The 24531-nt window shown below is 29.3% G+C and carries 15 protein-coding genes; 5 read left to right on the forward strand and 10 right to left on the reverse strand.

The window, feature by feature from the left end:
* Position 1: 1 nt before the first annotated feature.
* Positions 2-3385, reverse strand: coding sequence for an ABC transporter substrate-binding protein (locus EXC45_RS01220; protein WP_051616935.1), 3384 nt, complete (start codon positions 3383-3385; stop codon positions 2-4).
* A gap of 13 nt (positions 3386-3398) precedes the next feature.
* Positions 3399-8804 carry a PDxFFG protein gene (locus EXC45_RS01225; protein WP_036433964.1) on the reverse strand — a complete coding sequence of 1802 codons (5406 nt, stop codon included), beginning with the start codon at positions 8802-8804 and terminating at the stop codon, positions 3399-3401.
* 158 nt (positions 8805-8962) lie between these two features.
* Here EXC45_RS01225 and EXC45_RS01230 point away from each other — a divergent pair, with 158 nt between their 5' ends.
* Complete coding sequence (locus EXC45_RS01230) at positions 8963-10141, forward strand: hypothetical protein (RefSeq protein ID WP_129693748.1); 1179 nt, start codon at positions 8963-8965, stop codon at positions 10139-10141.
* 28 nt (positions 10142-10169) lie between these two features.
* On the opposite strand, the gene EXC45_RS01235 is transcribed toward EXC45_RS01230, so the two are convergent.
* The 8 genes from EXC45_RS01235 to secG form a co-directional block, all read right to left on the reverse strand.
* Positions 10170-10472, reverse strand: a complete 303-nt coding sequence (locus tag EXC45_RS01235) for a hypothetical protein (RefSeq protein ID WP_036433960.1) — start codon at positions 10470-10472, stop codon at positions 10170-10172.
* Between the two features lie 21 nt (positions 10473-10493).
* Positions 10494-13229 (reverse strand): hypothetical protein, encoded by a 2736-nt coding sequence (locus tag EXC45_RS01240; protein WP_129693749.1) that lies wholly within the window; start codon positions 13227-13229, stop codon positions 10494-10496.
* 92 nt (positions 13230-13321) lie between these two features.
* Positions 13322-14206 carry a translation elongation factor Ts gene (tsf, locus tag EXC45_RS01245; protein ID WP_036433956.1) on the reverse strand — a complete coding sequence of 295 codons (885 nt, stop codon included), beginning with the start codon at positions 14204-14206 and terminating at the stop codon, positions 13322-13324.
* Positions 14207-14234: 28 nt separating this feature from the next.
* Positions 14235-15050: a 30S ribosomal protein S2 gene (rpsB, locus tag EXC45_RS01250; protein WP_036433954.1), complete on the reverse strand. Its 816-nt coding sequence runs from the start codon at positions 15048-15050 to the stop codon at positions 14235-14237.
* Between the two features lie 215 nt (positions 15051-15265).
* Entirely contained in the window at positions 15266-16810 is a 1545-nt protein-coding gene (gene metG, locus EXC45_RS01255) for a methionine--tRNA ligase (RefSeq protein WP_036433952.1), read from the reverse strand.
* Between the two features lie 7 nt (positions 16811-16817).
* Entirely contained in the window at positions 16818-17600 is a 783-nt protein-coding gene (locus tag EXC45_RS01260; protein WP_036433950.1) for a tRNA1(Val) (adenine(37)-N6)-methyltransferase, read from the reverse strand.
* A complete protein-coding gene (gene rnr / locus EXC45_RS01265; RefSeq protein WP_036433948.1) occupies positions 17578-19779 on the reverse strand; it encodes a ribonuclease R in 2202 nt (733 codons plus the stop codon). The genes EXC45_RS01260 and rnr overlap by 23 nt, the downstream gene beginning before the upstream one ends.
* A 2-nt stretch (positions 19780-19781) precedes the next feature.
* Positions 19782-20015 carry a preprotein translocase subunit SecG gene (secG, locus tag EXC45_RS01270; RefSeq protein WP_036433946.1) on the reverse strand — a complete coding sequence of 78 codons (234 nt, stop codon included), beginning with the start codon at positions 20013-20015 and terminating at the stop codon, positions 19782-19784.
* 166 nt (positions 20016-20181) lie between these two features.
* On the opposite strand from secG, the gene EXC45_RS01275 reads away from it, so the two are divergent.
* Genes EXC45_RS01275 through EXC45_RS01290 form a run of 4 tightly spaced genes read left to right on the forward strand, consistent with a single transcriptional unit; the run spans position 20182 to position 24511 of the window.
* Positions 20182-20445 (forward strand): HPr family phosphocarrier protein, encoded by a 264-nt coding sequence (locus EXC45_RS01275; RefSeq protein ID WP_036433944.1) that lies wholly within the window; start codon positions 20182-20184, stop codon positions 20443-20445.
* Between the two features lie 42 nt (positions 20446-20487).
* Positions 20488-21417 (forward strand): ABC transporter permease subunit, encoded by a 930-nt coding sequence (locus EXC45_RS01280; RefSeq protein WP_036433942.1) that lies wholly within the window; start codon positions 20488-20490, stop codon positions 21415-21417.
* On the forward strand, positions 21410-22471 hold the full coding sequence (locus tag EXC45_RS01285; RefSeq protein ID WP_036433940.1) for an ABC transporter permease subunit: 1062 nt from the start codon (positions 21410-21412) through the stop codon (positions 22469-22471). The genes EXC45_RS01280 and EXC45_RS01285 overlap by 8 nt, the downstream gene beginning before the upstream one ends.
* Positions 22472-22477: 6 nt before the next feature.
* Positions 22478-24511 carry an OppA family ABC transporter substrate-binding lipoprotein gene (locus EXC45_RS01290; RefSeq protein ID WP_036433938.1) on the forward strand — a complete coding sequence of 678 codons (2034 nt, stop codon included), beginning with the start codon at positions 22478-22480 and terminating at the stop codon, positions 24509-24511.
* The last annotated feature ends 20 nt before the right edge of the window (positions 24512-24531 follow it).

Below are 24531 nucleotides of genomic sequence, written 5' to 3' on the forward strand. Positions count from 1 at the left end.
TTTACTCTCTCTTTCTAGGCAATCCTGGTCTTGGTGGTTTGGTAACATCATAAGCATATTGAAGTGAAAATCTGAATAAACTTGAAATTCCTCCAATTTTTGTAACCTCTCAGTTAGTATCAACTTCCATAAGCGGTACCACTGGCACGGTTTCACGAACCATTTTTTCTAATAAAGCAATTAATCTAAATACTTCTACAGTTGAATTTCAACCTTGAGCAAATTCCTCATCGGTAAAGTTACCACTAAAGAAAGCAGCTAATCTTGAAGAATATTCAGTAATTCCTTCGGCTGTTCCTGTATATTTGTTATTTTGGTCTTTTTTATCATAAATACGATATGAAAGTTCAATGAATTTTACTCAATGTCTAAGAGTTTGTAGTTGGTAATCAAGCATTACAGCATTTGTTTGAGTTTCATCTGCATTTGAATTTAAAGCTTCAATTAACACATCTTTCATATCTTCAATATCAGATGCTTTGTCTAATTTAGCTAAAAGAGCATTTTTGACTGCATCAGTTAAATTATTTAAAGATAAAATTGCATTTTTAAAGTAATGAATTCTTTCATTGTAATCACTAAAAGGCACAATTAATGCATTTAATCTTTTAGCGGTATCAATAGTAGCTAAAGCAAATTTTTCAGCAAAAGTAAGAGAATGCATTTTATGAGTGTTTACATCAAGAGATTGAGCATTTTCACTTAAAGTCACTTCTTTTGCAGAATGAGTTCCTTGAATTTTAACGGCAAGGTTTTTAGTTGTAGATACTACATTAGCATCAATTAAATAATATGTATACACTTCAAAAAGACGATCTAATCTTGATACTTTTAAGTTAGGTTGAGTAACACTTAAATATTCAAGTAAAGTTCTCACAAAGTAATCATTATCAAGCAAATTGGTAATTAAAGCATCAGAAGTTTTGGCTAAAGCTTTTTCTTTGAATTGAGCTAAAACTTCATTAACTTTTGCCGGAATTTCAGCGTTATTTTGTGCACTAAGCAATACATTTGAAATTTCTGAATTTTCTTTGTAAACAGCATCAGCTAAATCTAAAACATTTTTAAGCATTGATGCTTTTTGTTGCTCATAATTAGGAATTAAATCATTGTTTAATAATTTTTCTAAAAGCAATTCTGATAAGTATTTATTGTAGGTTCAACTTCCAACTGGATTGTATTTAAAAGCAATATTTTTTTGTGATAATGAATCAATTTCATCAGTTCTGAAAAATGAAGCTACATAATCTTGAGCAGTATTTCCTCCAAGAAAATCATAATTACGATACACAATGTCGTATTGACCTGTTTCAGTAAAGGTTGCATAAGTATTTTCAGGTAAACTTTTTAGTTCAACTTGTACAAACCCATTTGAAGTTCTATTTAAAATTTCTTGTAAGTAATTTCCAGCATTTCTTTGCTCATCAGTTGAGTTATTTAAATAATTTAATTTAACAACTTTAACATCAGGATGTTTTTGTTTGAATCTTTCTAAGTAAAATTCAGCAGTTGCAGGTGCATTAGTTGCATCCTCACGGTTGGTTCTTTCAAGCTCGTAAGATTTTCCTAAGTGCACTAAAAAGTCATAGTTTTGTAGCGGGAATTCTCTTTCGTCTTTGGCTCTAGAACTTTGACCATCAAAAAACATTTCTAATGATTTTCCATCTTGAAGACGATATTGTCCAAAAGCAGTTCAGGTATTAACTGGGAATGAGAAATCTCATCCAACAACTTTAAGTAAGTGTTCACGGTTAATTGAATAATAAATAAAGCTTCTTAAATCTGGATCGTTAATTAAACTATTTGCATTAGTTTCAGTATCTAAGTTAAATCCGTAAGCAATTGTTCCATATCCATGGTTTTTGTTTAAATATTCTTTGTATTTTGGATCTGATCAATAAGAAACGATTTTATTGGCAGGAATATATGTTTGAGAGATATATCCATCTTCAAAGAAAGTTGCATTTGTGGTTCGATCAGTTGAGAAATAAATTTTGATTTTGTTTGAAATGGTGTTAGATGCATCATAATAATCAGGATTTTTGGTTAAAATAATTGATCCTTGAGGTCCTAACACAATATCTTTGGTGCTTTCAATTTTAAATGGACCAGTAGTTAAGAATTTTGAAACATCCGCTCCATATTTATCAATACCACCAACTTCAGTTTCAATATATCTACGGTTAATCGGGAATAAAGCACCAAATACTTGTTGAAGTAAATATCCTAAATCAGGAGTTTTATTTCCGTCAAAAATTAAAGTAAATGAATATTCATCGTTAGCTAAAGTTCCGTATAAACGTTTGTTATTTTCATAACTTTGGTATGGGTTAGCATATTCGTTTTTAACAAGTTTAACGGTTGTTTTAGCAGCATCGGTATCATTAGCTTTAAGTTGGAATTCTTGAACTTCATCATCTAAATTAAATTCAGGATTTGATGCAGCGTTTTCAAATACTAAATCATTACCAAAATCTAAAAAGAGTTGTCCGGTGTAAAAACCAAAGTTTAAGGCTGCTTTATGGATATTGTCAACAGCTTCTTTGTCTAAATAATTTCCTTGTGCATCTTTGTGAAGATACTCTCATACTTTAGCATCAGGATCTTGGATATATCTTCCTAATTCTTTACTGTAAATATAAGGTCTTCTTCCTCATGGATTTGGATAAGGACGATTGAATTTAGCAATGTAATCTTTTTGAGCATCAACAAAAGCTTCAGCTCCACGAATACCTAATTTTAGGATTTGATCCAATTTTTGTGAACCGGTACTTAAATCAAGTACGTATTCAAGATAATCACGCATATCTTGAGCAGTTACTACATCCCCATTAGATCAAAGGTTATCCCCTTTGTTTAAATATCCAGTAACTGCTGAATAGTTATTTTGGTTTTTTGGGTTAGCAAAAAAGTAAATTGATGATTGTGTGGCAACATCATTACCACTAGGTCTTCCTAATCCACCTAAAACTCCGAAGTTATCTAATGGATAGTATTGACCACTAACAAATCCAAATCCATCATTTTCAGCTAAACGATCTTTATTATCTTTAAAGATATCAGCAAATTCTGATGAAGTTGTTGATCCTGTTCCTACTCTAGAAAAAGTGAAACTAGATGTAGAAATAATTGATTTTAAAGCCTGACTTGGTCCTTGCTTTGTGAACGGCTCAACCAATGATGGCAAGACACGATCCATTGATCTATATCTTACATAGTTAAGGTTATTAAGAGGTTCTGAAGCAAGTCCAAAATCGTAATCTTTAGTAGTTACCTCTTCTGAAACTTGTGGAGCTTGACAACTCATTGCAGTAATGGTTAAAGCCCCTGACAGAAGGGTTCCTGATAAAAGAAACGCTTTTTTAAAGTTTAGTTTTCTTTTCATGTGCCCTCCTAAATTATCCAATAACGTTAAATTGTAAATCTACAGTAATTGTAGCTTTATCAACTTCTTCGCCTTTTGAATTTGTTGCTTTTGCACTTATTTTAACTGGAGCGTTATCTTGATCTTTTCCGTTTTCAGAAAGTGTTTTTCCGCTTCCAAGTGTAAATAACGGTTTATTGTTTTCGTCTTTTAATTCGTTGTTATTTTCATCTACAAAATCAATAGTGAATGAATTTCCAGGGAATAATAGAGCGTCTCTATATTTACCCATTAATGCATAATCAGAAATTCATGTGCTATATCCTTCATCAGCTAAAGTTACTTTTGATGAAGAATCACCTTGTTTTTTCAAGTAGAAAATGTTGTTTGTTTTTTCGATGTTAACATCTAAGTATTTAACTTCACCTGTTTCGATATTAGTGAATTTTAGTTTTTTGATTTTATTAGCATATTCATTTTTAATATATCCATAAAGTGCTAATGCATCTATTTTTTTATGTCTGAAAATTCCTGAAACGGTTCTGTCACCAACTCCGTAGTTATATAGTTGAGAAAGGAAGAAAGCTCTTGGACGAGAAGTGATTTTTTCTCCGTTTAAATCAAGTAAACGAATAGTTTCATCATGAATTTCTTCACCAGTAGTTGGGTCATATAAATGAGTTCCGATTGTTTCTTTTTCTCATCTATCTTTAAAGTATCCATTATTGTTGGCTGAGAAACGACCAAAGTATGATGATTGAATTCTTGTGTCGTTTTGAACGTTGGCTCTTTCAAGGTTGTAAGTATATTTTTTAAGTAAATCACTTAATTCTTTGTCTCTATCAAAAGAAACAGCATTTAATTGTGATCTTAAATTACTTAATTTGGTGTTATATTCAATTGCAGTAATACCTTGTTCTTCTGCTGATTTAGCTGTAAAATCAGCTAATTCTTTAGCTTTATCCGCTTGTAATTTAGCGTATTTTTGTTGAATTTCTGATCTTTTAGCAAAGTATTCTGAAGGATTTGAAGTTACTTGAAGAGCAAATAAAGTACCATTTGCAATTCCGTTTCTGCTATTTACCCGATCATTTCAAATAGATAAAGCACTTGCATCAGTAATGTAATCTAAACCAGTGTTTGATTCATTAATATTACTTAAGTAACTTGGTAAATTACCAAAATCTTGTGTACCAGGACTGTAAATTGTTTGCACATAATCTCTAGTTAGTGTTTCAGCCATACTGTATACATAGTCAGTAAATTTATCGTTAAGTAAAGGTTCGTTTTTAGTGTTAAAGTAATCAATTGCATCTGAAGTTGGAGTACCATCACTAAATTCAGCAAAATTTAATTTAGTTAAGAAATACTCATTATCATCACTTTCCATAATCAATGAATTACCTAAAAGCACAAATAAATCATTTAATGATAAGTTTTCAAAAGCTTTGTTAGCTGAACCTTGAGGATATTGATTTGCTGCTAATTTGTTATAGTAATTTTCTAATACTTCTCTTAATGAATTAACAAATGTATCCACATTAAATAAAGGAGCTTCGACATCTTTTAACGAATCTACATAGCTTCTGTTAAATTGCGCGTTAAAGAATCTCATTCCATAATCTTTGCTGAAAATTGCTCTGTTTTTAGCTAAGTCTTTGACATTAAAGTCTTTAACGGTAAATACTAAAGGCGAAGAAATAAATCTTCTCATAGCTTCATTAGCTAAACTTTGATCACTTGCTAAAATAGCGGTTTTAGATTCAGAATCAGGTTCTTTTTGGATACCTTCTCTTAATTTGTCTAAGTTAATTTTAGTTTTTACATAATCAATATCTCAATTGTAAACAACTTTTGAATCTTGTTCAATTGCTGTTGATTTTGAATAATCAATAGAACCATATTCCACTAAATCTTCAACAAATTCAAACAATGGCAATTCTCTTCCGTTTACAGTTGTGAGTTTCACTTTATCTGTTGAATATGCTCCGTATAATCCGGCACGATCTAAAGTTAAATATGAACTTGAGAATAAGTTATATCCAACTTTTGAAATACTATTAACATTTGAGTAATTTGTTATTGGATTGTTTTGATCATCAAGTGAGATAAAGTAAACACCAGCATTTCCTAAGTTAATATCATTTACTCCACCATTAGCTGTTGAATATCCAAACCCTTGAGACAATATAGCCGCTGGAGAAAGTTGATATCCTGCTTGTGTTGTTTGACGAGTAATTTGGTTAAAGAACTGATTAAATCTTGATTGTCCTAATGCATTTGATGAAGCTCCACGATCAATTCCAATTGGGAATACATATTTAGTAGCTTCAGTGTGGTCTGAATTAACAAATGCTAAAACTTTATTTGAATAGAAAATTGCTGCACTAGGTCCTGAAAAGTTAGGGTTTGAACCAGATTGTAATGTGTTAAATTGATCTCTAAAAAATCCATTTAACACTTCTAAGTTAGTATCTTCATTAGAAACTGCATAGTAAAGGTTTGATTTTCTGGTTTTGCTAATGTGACCATTAATTTCACGATAATTTCCAGGCAATCCGTTGTATTGTGGATCTAATTCAGCTGCTGTATCATCATTACGGTACAAAATACTATTGAAGAATGATTTTGGAGCAACTCCATCAAAAAGTGATCTTCAAGCAAGAGAAATTTCTCCTGAAACAGATGTTTGTGAGTTATTTCATCCAGAGTCAAAATTATTTAGATTGTATAAACTTACAATATTACGAGTAATGGCTTGAGTTGTATCTTGCAAGTATTGAAGTTCTTCATTACTTAAAGGAGTGTTTAAAGGCACATTAACAACTGGTGTCCCATCTTTGTTAAAGACATTAAATTTAGTTACAATTGTTTGTCCTTGTTCATTTTGAGTTGATTCATAGAATTTAATTGCTATATCTGATGGAGTAGTTCCTGTAAATTCTAATGAATTTCCTTTACCGTCTTTAAATTGAGAAAGCATTTCAACAAGCGAAACACTTTTGAATACTTTTTGCTCACCATCGTTGTAAATTACTTTTCCAACTCCTTCAATAAATGGGTTTAATGTTCCCGATTCAGAATCAAGTGAGTTAGCTAAGAATAAATCACCTAAACGAACATCACGATTTTTAGCTGCTTGATTTAATCCTTCAAATGTTTGAATAAATCTTCTGTTTTTGTTTCTAATGGTTGAAATAATGTTTCTGTCTTTTGAACCTCATACATCCTCATATGTTTCTCATTTTGAATTAGTTCCATCATTTTTAATGTATCCAAATTGAGTAAAGGTTCCTTTTTCATTTGGGTTTCCTAAAGCATCAACTCTACGAACATTTAAAGTAGTACGTGCTTTAATGTAATTTTCTAAGGCTTTGAATGAATAGTATGAACTATCGCTAACTCCACCTCTAACATTAATACCTCCAACTAATACAGCACTATCTTTTTCGTCAATGGCCTGACTTTTTTCAAGTGTATAGTGGTGTCCGTATTCATGAGCTCCAACGTATTTTAAGAAATCAGTTGAAACCCCTTGATAATTTTCAATAGTGTTGGCAAGAATAATTGGAATTCCTATTCCATCATCAATTGAGAAGGCCACAAAGTCACCCTCTTTAATTTCGTATTTGTATACTCCATTCTCGTCAATTGTTTTTTCAAGGTGAGGCCCATTTTGTTTTTTCATTAAGAATGGATATTTTTGTGCTAATTCATCTAGCAATCCATCATAAGCATCGGTATAGATTTGGAATTTTCTTGAATCTAAACCTCTAAGTAAATTACCTTCTTGATCTTTTTCGTTTAAACTTTCTGGAGTTGCATTCAATGTACGAGGAATTACAGCTCCTGAATAACCAAGTGAATATTTAAAGTTTCTAAATAAAGTTGAATCTTTATCAGTTTCTGAAGCTTCAAAAATTTGAACTCTTTTTTGATTAAATGCATCAGCTAATGTTACATACAATGATTTGTTTGCAACTTCAAAACTTTCAACAGTTAATTCAAGTAAATTAGACTGATCAAAATTATGTTCTTTGTCTCTAGCTTGAATTGGGTTTGAATAATATGTTTTATGTGAATCATCCTCGTAAAGATAAACTTTTCTACCTTTGTATTGATCCATGTCATAAAAATCTAAGAAATTCTTGAATTTAGAATTTACCATTTTTTCAAGCATTTGCTCAGCATAATATTGTGCTGGTGAAGAAGTGGAATCAAACATTAATAAAGTAAATTCGTTGTTTTCATTAGTTAAATCTAAAGCTAAGTATGTTGAACGAATTTCATCTGAAGTAGCAGCTCCAGCTCTAGCGTTTGAAATTGTGTATTCAACTAAATCTGAGTATGAATAGTCTTTATATTCATCACCAAATGTTTTAATTAAGTCATTAAATTCATCAGCGGTAATATCTGCAGGTAAAACTAAATTACGAGCATTTTGAGTTCTTGGAGGAACTGGTAATTGAGGAGCACGCCCTTGAGCTCCTCCTTGAATTCATTCCTCAAAGTTTCTTTCGTAAGTTTTTAATGAACTATTGTAAGTTTGATAATCATTAAGATATTGTTGATCAACTAATACTTTAACTTTATCTCCTTGTAATCTACCTACAAAGAAAACGTTTTTAAAACTTCTAAGTTGTTCATTTCTGTAAAGTGGAAGCCCATCAGCTTTTGTGAAACTTTCTGAATTTTTCAAAATAGAAATTTGCACAAGATTTTTTAAAAATCCATCAGCTTGATATTTTGAAACTGGACTTTCAAAAGTAATTTCAGTTAAAGCATCACGAGCATTTCCTGCTCCTCCAGCAATAGATCAAATTGGAGCAGTCCCAAAGAACGCATCAGGGAAGAATTTAATTTCACTTGATTCTTTATGAAGTGTAGAGTGACTACCTAAAGTAATTGAGTTACCATTTCTTTCAACTCCAGGTACAATTCTGAAGCTTTCTAAAGTTAAAAGATCTGGTCCTCACGCAACTTCATTGATAAATCATTTACTAAACTCTAAGAATTTTTCGGGTCTAACCGCAAGTACATATTCATTGTAAAAATTAAATGAACCATATTTAATTTCTTGAATAAAACTTTCTTGATATTTGTCATAGTAAGCATTAAAAAACTCATTAAAAGTCATTTTGTGCTCTGGGTCACTATTAAATCAATATTGTGAACCGTCCTCTGACATTTCACCTACAGCTTTTTGTTTAAGAGGATCGACAATAGAAATTTTGGCTTTAAGTTCGCCGTTTTCATCTCTTATACTACTGTAGTCGTTTTTGAAAAGATTTTTATCAACTGCTGAGTATGATCCAAGAACTTCGTCAGACTTGCTTGCATAAAACAACATAGAACCTAACGCAACACCTGAACCAACAACAATTGTTGAAACTGCAAGAAGAGTTTTCTGCAATAGTGTTAATTTTAATTTTCTTTTCATAGTCGCCTTTCTTTTTTATTTGTCGATATATATAAAATATATATTTTATATTTTACCATTTTTGTTATTTTTTCATTGCATTATAAGCGAAAAGTTATCTTTTTCAACTTAAACAATAATTTTTTTGATTTTTTATATTTTTATTATTACTTAAATATATGAAAACTATCCTTAAAAAATACCGTAAATTTGTTTACATGGCAATTGCATTATTAATTATTTTTAGCATAGGAGGATATTTTATTTACACTAATTTTAATCAAACTAAAGTTACAAAAGCGCAATCAAATTACCAACCCACTAAAAGTGATAATCAACCAATCGAAGCTAGAGAAGACATTAATTTGACTAAAAAGGAAAGTGATCGTGTTGAAATAAAAGAAAAATTCGAAAATTTTAAGACTAAAGAGTTAGAAAATTTACAAATATTCGAAGAGCAACTGCAACATTATAAGCAAAATCAGTCTTCTTTATTACTGGATAAAATATACACAACAAGTAATTGATTTGAATTATTAACTAATGATATAAAGTTGTTTTTAAATTTTTTAAACACATTTTTAGGTACCGAAAGTATTATTTCATCATCAAGAAAACCTGAAGATGAATTATCTTTAAAGCTTAAAATTGATAGTTTTTTAAGCATTATTGAGCCTGAATTAGATTTATACTTGACTCTTTCTCGCGAAATTAATGATAAGTATTTATTTTCAGAATTCTCATTTTTAGTTAACGAAATAGATTCAATTAAAACATTAATTTTAAATTTTCGAAACATTGATGACAAAACCTCAAGCTTACAAAATTCAGAAAGCGAAATTAGTGTTTTTACAAGGGTACTTGAAAAATTAATTAATGTTAAAGAATTACTGATTCAAATAAATAGAAATTACATCAAATTTATAAAATACAAAGGTGCTCTAACTCATAAAATAAATGATTTTATAAAATATGGTAATTTGTTAATTAATGAAAATTTTGATTCTCTTAATGAAACATATATACAAGAACTTGATAGTAAAATTAATCTAATTAATTCAATAAATGTGGAAATTGATAATTTGAAACAGTTAGAAGCTCAATTGCAAGAACAAAAAATACCCTTTTGAAAAGCCTTAAGTGTAAAGAACTTTTTAGAAAATGATTTAAAAGTTGAATACATTTTAGAAAAATCCAATTTCACAGAAGAAGATACAGAAAAAATTACTTTATTAATAAATGAAGTTATTGCTGAAAAAGCATTTGAATCTCAGTTAAACTCTTCAAGTTTTAATTTTTTAGAAGATAAAATTTCTAAAAAAATCATCAAGCTTGAAAAACTAATTAAAAATATATAAAAATTCAGCATTTTTGCTGAATTTCACTTTATTTTTTCTGAGTATTTTTAATTTGTGTAAGTGTTGAAACAGAACCAACAAGTTGACCGTAGAAATTAGCTAAATCAAATGGAGTAAATCCTTTTTCAATAACTTCTTGAGTTTCTTCGTCTTTTCTTTCAGATTTATACATAAAGTAATCAAATTTAGCTCTAGGTCTTGCACTGCCCACAGATTCCATACCATTAAACAATGATGTATTTTCAGGATCGTTTAAAAAGTCATAGTAATCTTTCATAGCTTTTAAAAACTCTGTTTTGGCAGCCTCTTTGGCTTCTCCAGTTGCTTGCACAGCTTGCTTGTGAGCTTCTAATTATGCATTTTCTAAAGTAACTAATCTGTTATAAGCATCAACATAAGGTTGTCTATCTGCTCCTTGGAATGTTGCAGAAGGAGCTGGTACAAAAATTCTTGCAATAGAGTTAAAATTATCGGTTGAATTTAAAGTATTTAACATACCTTGTGAATTATCAAATGCTTGAGGATCACGTTTTTGTCCAGAAGAATTTGTAGCATTATAATATTGTGCTAAAGCATTATTTCTCATTTGCTCACCTAAATCAAAATATGTTTTTCTTAAAAGAGCATAAATTTCTTGTCCAGGAACTTTTTTCAAGTTTCCGCTTCCAGCCACTAATTTAGCTTTTTCTCTATCAAGACTTTCTTTGTCAGTATCAACTTGCTCTTTTTCTACATATTCATATTCCATTTCCATCTCTCTTCACATAGATTTTACTTCATCTACGTAATTAGTTAAAAGAACTTTGGCTTCCTCAGCGCTTAAAGTATCAACTTTTTCATACTGTGCTTTATATTTATCATAAATTGTTTGATATTTTCTAAGACCAGCCTGAGTTGCTTCAACATATTCAACAGATGGACCATATAATCCGTTTTCAGCAAGTGCTTGTGAAACATAAGTTAATGATTCTTTTAAAGCACCAATATGTTTTTTGATAAGTTCTTTATTGTGTGCGTCATCATCGCTAGCACTTAAAGCTTCTGTTCTACTTGAACCTTCAGTAAATACATCTATTGCGATAGCAGCTTTATGTTCGATTCAAAAATCATATTTAGCTTTATTATCATTATAATTACGTTCATAGATTCTAATTCTTCTTTCAACTCTTTTTTGTTCTTCAGGAGGTAAAGCATTTCCTTCTGGATAAGCCAATATTGCTTTAAGTTGAGGGTCATCAAGAGATTCAAATCCTGCATCATAAAAGAAATTATATGCATTTGCTAAAGCTACAATTTGCTGATTTAATCTATAAAATGCAACATATTTATCGTAAGCTTTAGCAACTGTATCTTCGTGCATTGCTTTGAGTTTAGCTACTTCAGCATCATAGAAAGTTTTGATATCTTGTAAGTTAGAGTTTTTGCTAATTTTGTCAGTAACTAATGTTTTATAGTTAGTTGGAAGTGTTCCTGTAGCACTTTGATCACCAGTTTGAGAATAAAGTGCTTGAATACGACTTTTAATAAGAGAAAGATCGCTCTCTTTTGAGCTATTAAGTGAATTAATTAAATTTTCAAGGGACAATTTCGCATCTTCTAAATATGCGTAAAAATCTGATTTTGTTTGAATGTCAAGATATTTAATTTCTCTAGGATCAACTCCATCAAATTCATCAAGTTCTTTTCTTTGATTTTCATAAAACACTGATTCAAGAATAGGTGCAAGTTCCTCACTATTTTTTGCTTGCGTAATTTGTGCGTTTACGCTTGCAGCCTTAGCTTGAATGTTTTTAAGAGCTTCATCAATAATAACATTATCAATTGGGTTTGCTGAATATTTAACATCAGTTAAAGTTTTTACATCACCTGTAGCTCTTGTTCCTTCTTCACCAGCTTTTGCATATAAAACAACAACATCAAATGCTCTATTTGTTGTAATATAAACTCTAGGAACTGAATCAGAATTAGGAACTTCTCTAATATCAAAATAATCAAGGTTATTACTATAAATAACTGTTTGTTCAGCGAATGTTTGAGCTTCGGTGTACACTTTTTCAAGGTTTGATTTAAGATCTTGTAAAGCTTTTAAAACATCTTCTTTAGTAACTTCTGATCTAAATTGTAAGTCAGGAGTTTCAGTGTAGTATTTAATTGCCTTATCAATTAAAGAAATTCTTCATTTAGCAAGTTCATTCATGAATTCTTCAGGTTGAGTAGCTAAAGGTTCTACTTTAGGTCCTACTGACTCATGACCTGAACTAAACACTCTAAAATATGTGGCAAATGAGCTAATAAAGTCATTTAAATTTTGTTGAAGAGAAGTATATGTTTGACTTGTTACTTCAGTATTTCTAATTGATTGTAAAATTGCTGTATCACGATTTAATCTTTGCATTACAGATGAATAATATCTACTATCAGGCCCATAAACTCTTAAAATGTCTCTGATATATTGCATAAGTTGAGTTCCCGCAATCAATGCAGCTTCTTTTGGTGAATAGTGACGTTTTAAAAGTGAAGAAGTAGCACGATCTACTAAACGTTGTAATTTAGCAAGTTGAGCATTTACGTTAGAAATAATATTTAAATTATCGCTATCTTGATCTTGTAATTGCTTAATTAAATCTTTGAGCTCATCAATTTGTGTAACCAATGATCCAGATGTTTTTGCTTCTCCATCAGAATTTACATTGGTTCTATTTGAAGTAGCAGGTTCGATTCCTAAAGTTTCAAATAACTTATCTAAATTTTTTTGAACTTCTAAATCGTTTGGTCTTAATACACCTGATGAAATAAGAGCAATAGTTTTACGAGCTTTCATTTGTTCATATAGTTTATCTGCTTTTGCCGCAATATTTTCGCCCTTATTTGCGGAATCTTTTAAAAGCACATATTCTTGGTGTGATTCTTTATAAATATCAGCTAAAACACTGTCTTTTTCAAATTCTTTAAGTAAAGTCTCAACTTTTTGAAGTGATTCGTTATTTTTTTGATCGTTATTTTCGCTATTTGTATTACATGCAGCCGCAATTAAAGGTGCTCCACCAAGCATAAGTAAAGACACGGCTAACTTTCTTTTTAATTTCATTTTTTTCTCCTTAAATCTGTATTAATTAATAAAAAAGGTGAACAAACAAACTCTTGTTTTAAGAATTTGTTTGTTCACCAAATAATTTATTTTTATTTTAAGTTTGCAGCAGCTGCAACTTCTTCAGCGAAGTTAGATTGAACTTTTTCAATTCCTTCACCAACTTCAAATCTAACAGATTTCACTAATGAACATGAACTGTTAGCTAAATATTTTTCTACAGTAACCCCGTCATCCATAACAAAAGGTTGGTGAGTTAAAACAAATTCTGATAATTGTTTGTTTAATCAACCTTCTTGGATTTTTTCTTGAATTTGAGCTGGTTTAGAATCAAAACCATTTGGTTTTTCAAATCCAGCTTTAATTTCTTCCATTCTTTCAGCAGGCATATCTGAAACAAGAGTAAATTCAGGGTTCATAGCAGAAACATGCATAGCGACATTTCTTGCTACATCAGCATTTTTACCATTTACAACTACAACAGCTGCAACTTGGTTATTTGCGTGTACATAAATTCCTAAAACTTGATTTTCTGAAGCCTGAATCCGCATAATACGTCTAAGAGAAATTTTTTCTCCAATAACAGCTGTAGCTTCTGTTAACGCAGCTTCAACTGTTTGACCGTCAGCTAACTTAACTGACAATGCTTCTTCAAGTGTATTTGCTCCAGCCTTAAAAATAGCAGGAGTAACTTCATTTACTAACTTAATAAACTTATCGTTCTTAACAACAAAGTCAGTTTCTGAGTTAATTTCAACTAAAACTGCGTTTTTGTCATCTCCGCTAGCTGCAACAACACCTTCAGCAGCTACACGTCCGGCTTTCTTAGCAGCCTTAACAATTCCATTTTCTTTTAATCAAGCAATAGCAGCGTCCATATCATAATTTGTTGCTTCCAAAGCTTTTTTAACATCAACAAGAGCTGAGTTAGTTCTTGCTCTTAATTCTTTAATTTTTTCTAATTTTGAATCAGCCATGATTACTCCTTTTTTGCTATTTTAAATATTAGTTAGCAGCTTGTTCAGCTTTTTTAGATTGAAATTCTGGTAATACAACTTTTTCATCACCTTGGTATGCATAAAGTTGTTCTTTACCTTGAGCTTTAGCAATAGCGTCAGCTAAAACTGTAATAACTAATGTAATTGATTTTGCAGAATCATCATTTGCAGGAATTCCGAAATCAACTGCATCTGGGTTTGCGTTTGAGTCAAGAAGTGAAATAACTTTGATTTTTTTTCTTTTTGCTTCTTTAACTGCAATTGCATCTTCAATAGGGTCAGCCACAATCATAACTTGTGGAAGTGACTTCATGTTTTTAATACCGTCTAAGTTTTTGTGAAGTTTTTCTAATTTTTTATCAAATTCAAGTGCTTCTTTTTTAGTGTAACCTTTGTATCCTTGAGCTTTTTTCTCTTCAAGTTCGTTCATTGTTTTAACACTTGACATAATTGTACGGTTGTTTGTTAAAGTTCCACCAAGTCATCTTTCTGAAACGTAGTGAGCTCCAACTCTTTGTGCAGCTGCTTGAATTGCAGCTTTTGCTTGTTTTTTAGTTCCTACAAAAATAAATGATGCATTTTTTGATGCTAATTTGTTTACAAGTGAGTAAGCAAATTCTAAGTATTTTTGAGTTTTAGTTAAATCAATAATGTGTGATCCTTTGTTCTTTTTATTAGGAACTAAGAATTCTTTCATTTTTGGGTTTCAGTCTTTAACTTTGTGTCCAAAGTATGCTCCTGCTTCTAAAAGTTTGTCTTTTGAAACAATAGGAGTTTGTGCTTTAACAGCTTTTTCTGCTGTTTGTTTTTTTGTATTTTCCATATTTTTTCCTTTAGTTTGTTTTTGATTAATAATTGTTTCTAACGCCTAGCACTCAAATTATTAGAGCACACCCAAGCGAATCCGCAATTACATTGATTAGTTGAGATTTAAAAAGTTTAATAAAAACTCTTTATTATTTTAGCACAAATAATTCCTTTTGATGCTTAAAATATAATATTTATTAAGAATAAAAAAACTCTTTTAAAAGAGCTTGATTATTTGATTCTGTTAAATAAAATAAAAGAATTAAGAGTTTTTACTTTGTTAAACTTGTGAAAATCAGCAATTTTTCCTAAATCGTTTTCACTAATTTGTAAGGCATTTAAGACTTCTTGCGATTTTTCTTTTAATACAACTGATAAATAACAATTAACTGCATAAATTCCATTTAAAAGTCTTGCCAATACTTGTTCAAGGCGAGGTAAATCCTCTTTTAAGGTTCATGGTTGAGTAACATCAATGTATTTGTTTAATTCACTTGATAAGTTAATTGCAACTTTTAAGGCTTTATCAATTTCAAAATTATCAAAATATTGCTCATAAAGTTTTTGCGAATTAATAATAGTAGCTTCAATTTCTAAATCTTCATCCAAATCAGTGACTTTAAATTCAAGAGGTCTATCAAAACTATTAGTAATCATTTTAAGAGTTCGAGACACTAAGTTTCCGAAATTATTTACTAAGTCAGCATTAATTGTGTCAATAAAGCGGGTTTCTTCGTAAACTCCATCTTCTCCAAGCGCAATTTGACTCGCAAAAAAGTACTTAATCATTTCCTTGTGGTATTTACTTAATAAATCATAAGGATTCACAACGTTATTTTTTGACTTAGACATTTTTCCGGTCGGAGTAATTATTCATCCATGTGATTGAATTCGTGAAGGCTGTTTTAAGTTTAATGCTTGTAGAAAAATTGGTCAATAAATTACATGGAAACGAGAGATCTCTTTTCCAATTAAATGTACAACTTCAGCATTTGAGTTGTTTCAATAATGTTGAAACTCTTCGCTTTGATCATTTGTTTTCACCGAATAATCCAAAGCACTAATGTAATTGCACAAAGCATCAAGTCACACATACAAGGTGTGTTTTGGATCGTGATCTATTTTAATTCCTCAGGTAACATTAGTTCTTGAAAGCGACAAGTCTTCAAGACCTTTAAAGAGAAAGTTGTTTTTGATTTCATTTTTAATTTTTTCTGGAGCAACAAATCCTTCATGGGTGTCAATGTATTCTAAAAGTCATTTTTCAAATAAACTCATTTTGAAAAAATAACTTTCTTCAGAAACTCATACCAATTCATGATCGCTAGTTGGATGGTAAAATTTGCCATCTCTTTTGACTGCTTGAGTCTCAGTTAAAAATTCTTCATCACTTACTGAGTAAAGTCCTTGATATGAACCTTTATAAATAAAACCTTTTTCTAAAAAATAATTAAAAATATCCAAAACAATTTGTTTGTGTTTTACATTGGTTGTACGTGAATAAAAATCATAATCAATTCCAAAATCCACTCACATTTGTTTATATTTAGTAGCTAAATTATCAACAAATTCTTGCTCAGAAATATTATTTTGCATTGCTTTTTGTTGGATTTTGAGTCCATGCTCATCACTACCGGTAAGCATTTTTACATCATATTTTTGTAACTTTTTGTAATTGGCAATTACTCAAGCTAATGTGGTAGTGTATAAATGCCCGATATGTAAATCTCCACTAGCGTAATAAATTGGAGTTGTAATAAAAAATGATTTTGACATATTGCTCCTATACTTTAATAGGTTTGTAAAGTTCCTTTATTTGTGGTAAATAGTCATGATCGTTTTTGTTATTTGGATCATGTAAATATAAATTAGGTAAAAAATGTGTTCCTCAACCCGCCTGATAACGAGCTTCAATTAAAGCAAATTTAGGTTTATCTTGCATTCGAGTGAAGACCAATTGAATTCGTTTAGGTTCAAATTTGTATTTTCGTAAATACTCAAAAGTGTCCACTAATCTTTCTACTGGCAAAACTAGTGATAAAAATCCTTTTTGTTCAATAATTTTTGAGCAACCTTGAATTAATTCTTCTAAGGACAATTCAATTTCATGAGTAGCAATGAGTTTTTCTTTTGAAATTTTAGTTGAAACTTTCGTTTTATCAAAATGATAAAAAGGTGGGTTGCAAAAAATAATTTGATATTTACGTTTTGCTGCTTTTGTGTGTTGCTTGTAAAAAACTTTAAAATCTTCATTAATGACGTTTATTTGTGATTGTAGATTGTTTTCTTTTATATTAAACTCAGCTAATTCAGCAGCTGATTTTTGTATTTCAACTGCATCAATATGTAGTTTAGGATTTCTTGATGCTACAAACACTGATAATGCACCATTATTGGTCCCAATTTCTAAAGCGTTGGTAATTTTTGAATTTAAATACACAAAATTACCTAGCAAAATAGTATCCACTGAATAATTAAACATATCTTTGTCTTGATAAATTCATAAATTTGTATCAAAACCAAGTGAATTTTTAACTAAATTTCTATTTTTCAACTCTTTTTGCATTTCTTTTGTTACGTTCTTCTTTATCTTTATTTAATTTGTTTAAAAACTGTGGATATTGTGAAGTTAGTACACAATCAACCTTTCCTTCAAGTAAATCAACATTAATAACTGTTACTTCCACTACATCACCAATGGTATAAATTTTGTTTTTTGAAACTAATTTTGTTACTGTTTCATTAATTTCAAAATCGCCATCAAAAAGATTGCTTTTATGCACTAATCCACTTGCTTTAAATTCGAATTCCACAAAAAACCCAAAATTTAATACGCTTAAAATTTGTGCTTTAAAACTTTGTCCAACTTTTGATTTTAAGTATTCTGCGAATTTAAGATCGTTAACCTTACGTTCAGTTTGAACCGCTTTTTGTTCGCTGGCGGTGTTTAAATCACCAAAAATATCTAATTGAGCTTGCAATTTTTCAATTTGTAGTGGTTTTTTATCAATTAGATAATCCCGAATAATGCGGTGAATAATTAAATCTGGATATCTTCGAATCGGAGAAGTAAAGTGACAATAAAACTCACTTGCTAATCCAAAGTGCTGGATGTTATTTTGTGAATATACTGCTTTTTGCATAGTACGCAAAAACAACAATTTAACAAAATCATCATCACGTTTGCTCTTTACTTGCTCAACAAAATTAGCAAATAACTTCGGTGTGATTTCATAATATTTAAATTCAGGAGTAGGTAAATTCACAACTTCTAAAGCATTAATTAAACTCTGAAGTTTTTCTTCATTTGGAACTTCATGCACCCGGTATAACACAGGAAGTTTTTTATCATATAAAGTTTTAGCAACTACTTCATTGGCTCTAACCATAAAGTCTTCAATTAAAACTTCACTAAAACCACGTTCACTAATTACAATGTCTTTAACATGTCCTAGTTCATCTAATTTAATTTTAGGTTCATCAATTTCAAAATCAATGTATCCTTGGTTAGTTTTGAAATTGTGAATAATTAAACTTAACTCTTTAGCTTGATAAAGCATTTGTTCGAGTTGCTCGCTTAAATGCGGGTGATTGGTAGTATCGATGAATCCATTTTCGTAAAAAGCATTAACATTTTTATAAGTTAATCTAAACTTACTATTAATAATTCCTTGAAAAATATTAGTTTTAACATTTTCGCCAAATTGATTAATTTCAATTTCGCATCCTAATACAAAACGATCTTCATCTGGATTAAGTGAACAAATTCCATTAGACAACTTTTCTGGAAGCATCGGAATAACTCGATCAACTAAATAGGTGCTAGTACCACGATTTAAAGCTTCTTTATCAAGTAAGGTATTTTCTTTTACATAATAAGAAACATCAGCAATATACACTCCAAGTTTTCAGTTACCATTTGAAAGTTTTTCAACGTTTATAGCATCATCAAAATCTTTAGTATCATCTCCATCAATGGTGACAATTAACTTATCTCTTAAATCTACTCGGTTACTTAAATCATCTGAATAAATATCATCAGGAATTTGATTTATTTCATCTTTTAAAAATTCCGGAAAATTATCTGGCGCTTTAATAGATTCTAAATAAGCTTTAACAAAAACCATTGGATCAGCTTCGTTAGTAATTACTTTAGCAACGCTAATGTAAACAATTTTGGCATCATATTTTAAAATTCTTGCCACAACTAAATCATTTAGTTTGTAAGTCACACCTGAAGGCATCAATGCTCAGGTACAATTTTTAAAACGTTGATCACTAGGAACAAAATAAAAAGTGTTGTTCTTTTGTTTGATAAAACCAATAATTGAATCATTTTTACGTTCTAAAATGTTAGTGATAACACCATAGTTTAAGTTATTTTCATCGTGTGGATTCACATAAACATTTACCTGTACAACATCATTGGTAATAGCACCATTAAAATTAAATGATTTTACAAAAACACTTTTCTTAGTTTTGTTTTCTTCATCAATATCATAATCAACAAATCCAAAACTACCTTTAGGAGAAGCGACAAAAACTCCCGAAGTGGTTTCCACTAATTCTGGAGCATAGTATTCGTCTTTTTCATTTCTAAAAACACGACAATCTTTTTGCAAAGCTGCTAGAGCTTTATTGAGCAAGTGATTATCTTTAGGTTTGATTTTAAAATGTCGAGCAATTTCTAAAAAGTTTTTGGCTTTTGAAGTTTTTATAAACTGATATATTTCTTCAATTTTCATTTTTAATTAAAGTAAACTCTAAGCACTACTGCTCCAACAAGAAGTAGCAACCCAAAACTAAACATTGAGTATTTTAGAATTTTTTTAACTCCCCTTTCTTTTGATACTTTAAATAGTTCCAAATCCCCTGATCCAACCAATGCTCCTGAAAAACCATTAGAATCTGGAGACATAAGTAAGGAAATCACAATCAAAAACACCGAAATTATAATTAACAAAATAGTTAAAATCGCCATAAATTGCTCCTTTATTTAAATTTAATTAAATAATACCATTTTTTCAAAAAAAGCCTTTTTATCTCTTAGATAACTAAAAAAATCTTTTTTGCTTATTTTTTAAAACTATAAATTTGTTATAATTTAAATACCAAAAATACTATTTTTATAACATGAAAGGATAATTGTGAAAGAAATTACAGTAAAAATCGTTGATCCAATCGGATTACACGCTCGTCCAGCTTCAAATTTAGTTTCAGTTGCAACTAAATTTTCTTCAAATGTTAAACTTGTTGCAAACGGAAGAGAAGCTAACTTAAAATCAATCATGAACGTTATGGCTCTTGGTGTAAAAAGCGGAGCTGAAGTAACTTTTAAATTTGATGGGGTTGACGAAGAACAAGCTTTAGAAGCGATCCAAGAAGTTTTAAAGAAAGAAAACATCGCTTAATAAAAGATCGCATTATTGCGATTTTTTTGTAGAAAGACCAAAATGAAAGTACTTAATATTACACTTAAAAAAATATTATGAGGACTTGTGTCTTTATTTTTAGTGTTAAGTCTTTCATTTTTTATTTTGTCTTTTCTTATTTCACCAAGCGGTAATATATTAATAAATTATTTTAAATATTTAGCAAGTATATTTACCTTTAAGTTTGGTTTTTTCGCAAACGAAAATAATAACCAATCATTTAATTCAGTTCCTAGTTTATATACATTTTACTTTAGCAAAAGTTTGTTGCTAATTTTACCTAGTTTTTTATTAGCTTTAATATTTGGTGCAGTTGTGGGCTCAATAATCGCTTATATAAAAAACAAAATATTAAATAATCTAGTGACTATAACCTTATATTTTTTATCATCTTTACCTATTTTTATTTTGGCACCTATTTTTATTGTGTTTGCTGAACAAGTAAATTGACCTTCGGTAGTCATTGATTTTAAACAATACAACACCTTATCATCTTTTGTGAGTTTAATTTTACCTAACTTGCTAATTTTTATCATTTGTGCTTCGTTTTTTACCTTAAAAGTTAAAGAATCAACTCAAGAAATTCTCGCTCATAAACTTAGAGATTTTGCTTATGCAAAAGGTCTTTCAAAAAGACGAATATTTTTCAAACATATATGAAAAAATGCGTATATTAAATACGCTCCCTCAATTGCGATTTTATATGCTTTTGTGTTATCTTATTCAATAATTGTCGAAAGAGTCTTTCAGGTGCAAGGGCAAAGTTTAATCTTAATTAATGCCTTTAAAGAAGGTGAATTGTATTTGATTTTGTACTTTATTTTTGCTACTTTAGTGTCAATAATTGTTTTTCAAATCATTGTGGAATTTACCTTAATTGTTTTTAATCCAGTGTATAAAGACAATCTTTACAACTCGCTTTGAAAATTGCCAAGGAGGTCAAATGAATAAACAATTTCACTTTGTTCCTACCCAGAATATTCCTAAAGCAAATAATGAGCAATCTCCACATTTACCGCTTTGAAAACAGTTTTTTCATAATAAATTTAATCTCTTTATTGTAATTTGTTTGCTTTTGATTATTTTTGTATTATTAGCAGGTTCTATTTTTTACAAAAACTCTTCATATAATCCTGAATATAACAGTTTTTTAACCAATAACTTACCATCATCACTAAGTCCAATTGTATCTCGTTCATATGATAAAGGGCCAATTACTGATTATTTATTTTATTTAAATGATCACAAAGTAATTAATTTAATTGATGTACAAAACTATCAATCCACCTATACAATCACTTATAATCCTTACGATGTAATATATGCAACAACTAAAATCAAATTGCATTATATTTTAGGAACCAATCACAACGGAGTAGATAATTTAGCAATTTTGTTTAATTCGTTTTCACAAACCTTTGCGATTTTATTTATAGCAGCCTTTTTACAAGGAGTACTCGGAATTTATACAGGTACTGCATTTGGTTATTTTTACCAAGGTAAAACTTCAAAGATATCATTTTGAATCATTGGAACAATAATGATAATTCCATTTTTATTTTTAAGCATTTTGCTTTTTAATTTAACTGGTTATTCATTTGTTAAAGCCATTCTAATTTTGAGTTTTATTGGTTTTTTTGCTATTTTTTACTTTAGCTACACTCATACTGTTGCTTTAATGCAAAAAGAATATATTATTGCTTATAAAGTTCTTGGTTTAAGGCCTTATAAAATTATTTGAAGAATGTGCAAAATAAATTTGTTTAACACTTTACCGCTAATAGCCGAACAAATGTCATTAGGACTAATATCGCTTGCTGCTTTATCATTTTTTAACATTGATGGCATCTATTTATTTGCCAATATTGGTAATTTATACAAACAATTAATTGATAACCCAAATAATGTCGCTTTATTTATTGTTACATTTGTTTTATCAATTATATTAATTATCTTAATTAAGAGTTTAGCTTATAAAATTGCACAGATTTTTTGAAGAAGATAGGAAAAAATGAAAATAAAAAGAATTTGGTTTGCTTTACCTTTAGTTGGTCTAAGTTCACTTGCAACAATTGCATGTGTTTCTCCTAGTTCAATTAAAACACCAACACATTATGTAAAAACTTTCAATTATGCCAACACTTACGCTGATGGCGTTTTTCCCATTTTTGAAAATCGAAAATATCAAAACGAAATTGAAAAAAATCTCTTCGCTCCTTTAATTAAATACACTAGTTTTGATGATTTGCTAACCGATAAGGTCAATAACTTAATTGTCCAATCTTCTAAGACTTATTTGTCGTTTTATTTGGCAAAAAGTTTAAAAGTATATTTTGATAACAAAAATACTCTGACATATAATAATGATAATTACAAAGATAATAGTTTGTTTGCTCAAAAGTATCTAGAGATTTTACACTCTAATGATGTTACCTCAATTAATCATAAGGATTTTTTTGATAATTTAAATAAAGCGTGAAAGATCGAATTTGAATTAAAAGATAATCTTTATTATTCAAATTACCAAGGGGCAAAAACTCAAATCGCTTTTAAGGTTCAAGACTTATTAAGCAGAGTAACTGCTAGTGATGTTGCTTATTTTCAAAACAATTATGGTGTTGAATTAAAAATTGAAAATAATAAATTTGTAATTTATTCAACCAAACATAAATTAAGTGAATTTTTTGAAAACGAATTAATGAAAAATTTAATTTTTAACCCTTCTCCTGAAAATATAGTTAATAAAAATTACCAAAACTCCCTTTATTTGTCCAAATATGTTCCATTAAAAAATCAAATTGATCAAATCACATTACTAAAAAACACAAATTCTCCTGATGAGTTATTTAATGAGTCTTTGAGTAATTTAAATGAAATCACTTTAAACTTTAACCCTACACCTTTGGATGTGGAAACTTTCAGAATTCAACAACTTAGATCGTATCGTCAAAATTTAATTTCTGAAATTCCTTACAATCTGTTTAACAGCACTCAAAAAGATGATATTTTATCCCGTTCAAGACAATACGGTTTAAGAGAAACAATTAAAACACAAAACCTAGCATCATCGCAAAGATTTTTATATACAACTGAATATCAAACAAAAAAAATTGATGCTTTTAATACAAATTTTAAAAACTTTTACTTCAAAAAATCTAAAGAATCATACTTATTCAAATATTATTTAAGTCGATTGTATTCTTTGTTTGCTAAAAGTTATTATTTAGATAATCCATATTATTGAAATTCACTTTCATTGCCATCAACATTATTTGAAAATAATTTTAACGAACAAAATGGATTTGTTACATTAAGTGATGCATCTACTCTGTTAAACGAACAAACAATTTTCTTAAATTCAAAAAATGAATTTCGAAAAATCAACTTTTACAATTTACAAAACGAATTTTTCAAAAACGAAAAAATATTAGATTTTCAGCAACAATTAAAAAATTTATATTTTGATGAAATCGTAAAAGAATTAAATTTGCTCATAACTGAATTTATTCAAACTAATAAACTTCCTTTTGGTGCGATATTGGAGTTTGAATATCCAATTTTAAATACCTATTCTGAAAAAGAGATATCCCTTCATCAAGAGTACCTAAAAATGCTAAATGGCGTATCTAAAAACTTAAACATTCATGCTTCATTTGTGGATATTGATTCTTTCAAAAATAAAAATTATTTTATTGAACCGCATAAAATCGAATACCCAAGCAAGTCATTAGAGTCGTTTATAAACACTATTTTTGACACTTCAGAAATTAATCAATATCTAAAATCGAATTTTTTAAATAATTCTTATAGCATTCTTGATCAAAACAATATTAATAAAGATAGTTTCATTGAAATTATCAAAACACACAATATCCAAGATCAAATTAAACTAATTAATGATTTAAACAATTTAATTCCATTACCTTTTGAGCCTTTAAATGTCAACACTTCAAAAAACTTAAACAAAATATTGGTACAACAATATTACACTTATCCATTATTTGAAGACGGTATAACTTCTTTTGAAGATATAAAAATCAAATAAAAACAAGAATTTGGTGAGAT

The sequence above is a fragment of the Mycoplasmopsis columboralis genome, assembly GCF_900660675.1.
GTDB lineage: Bacteria > Bacillota_I > Bacilli_A > Mycoplasmatales > Metamycoplasmataceae > Mycoplasmopsis > Mycoplasmopsis columboralis.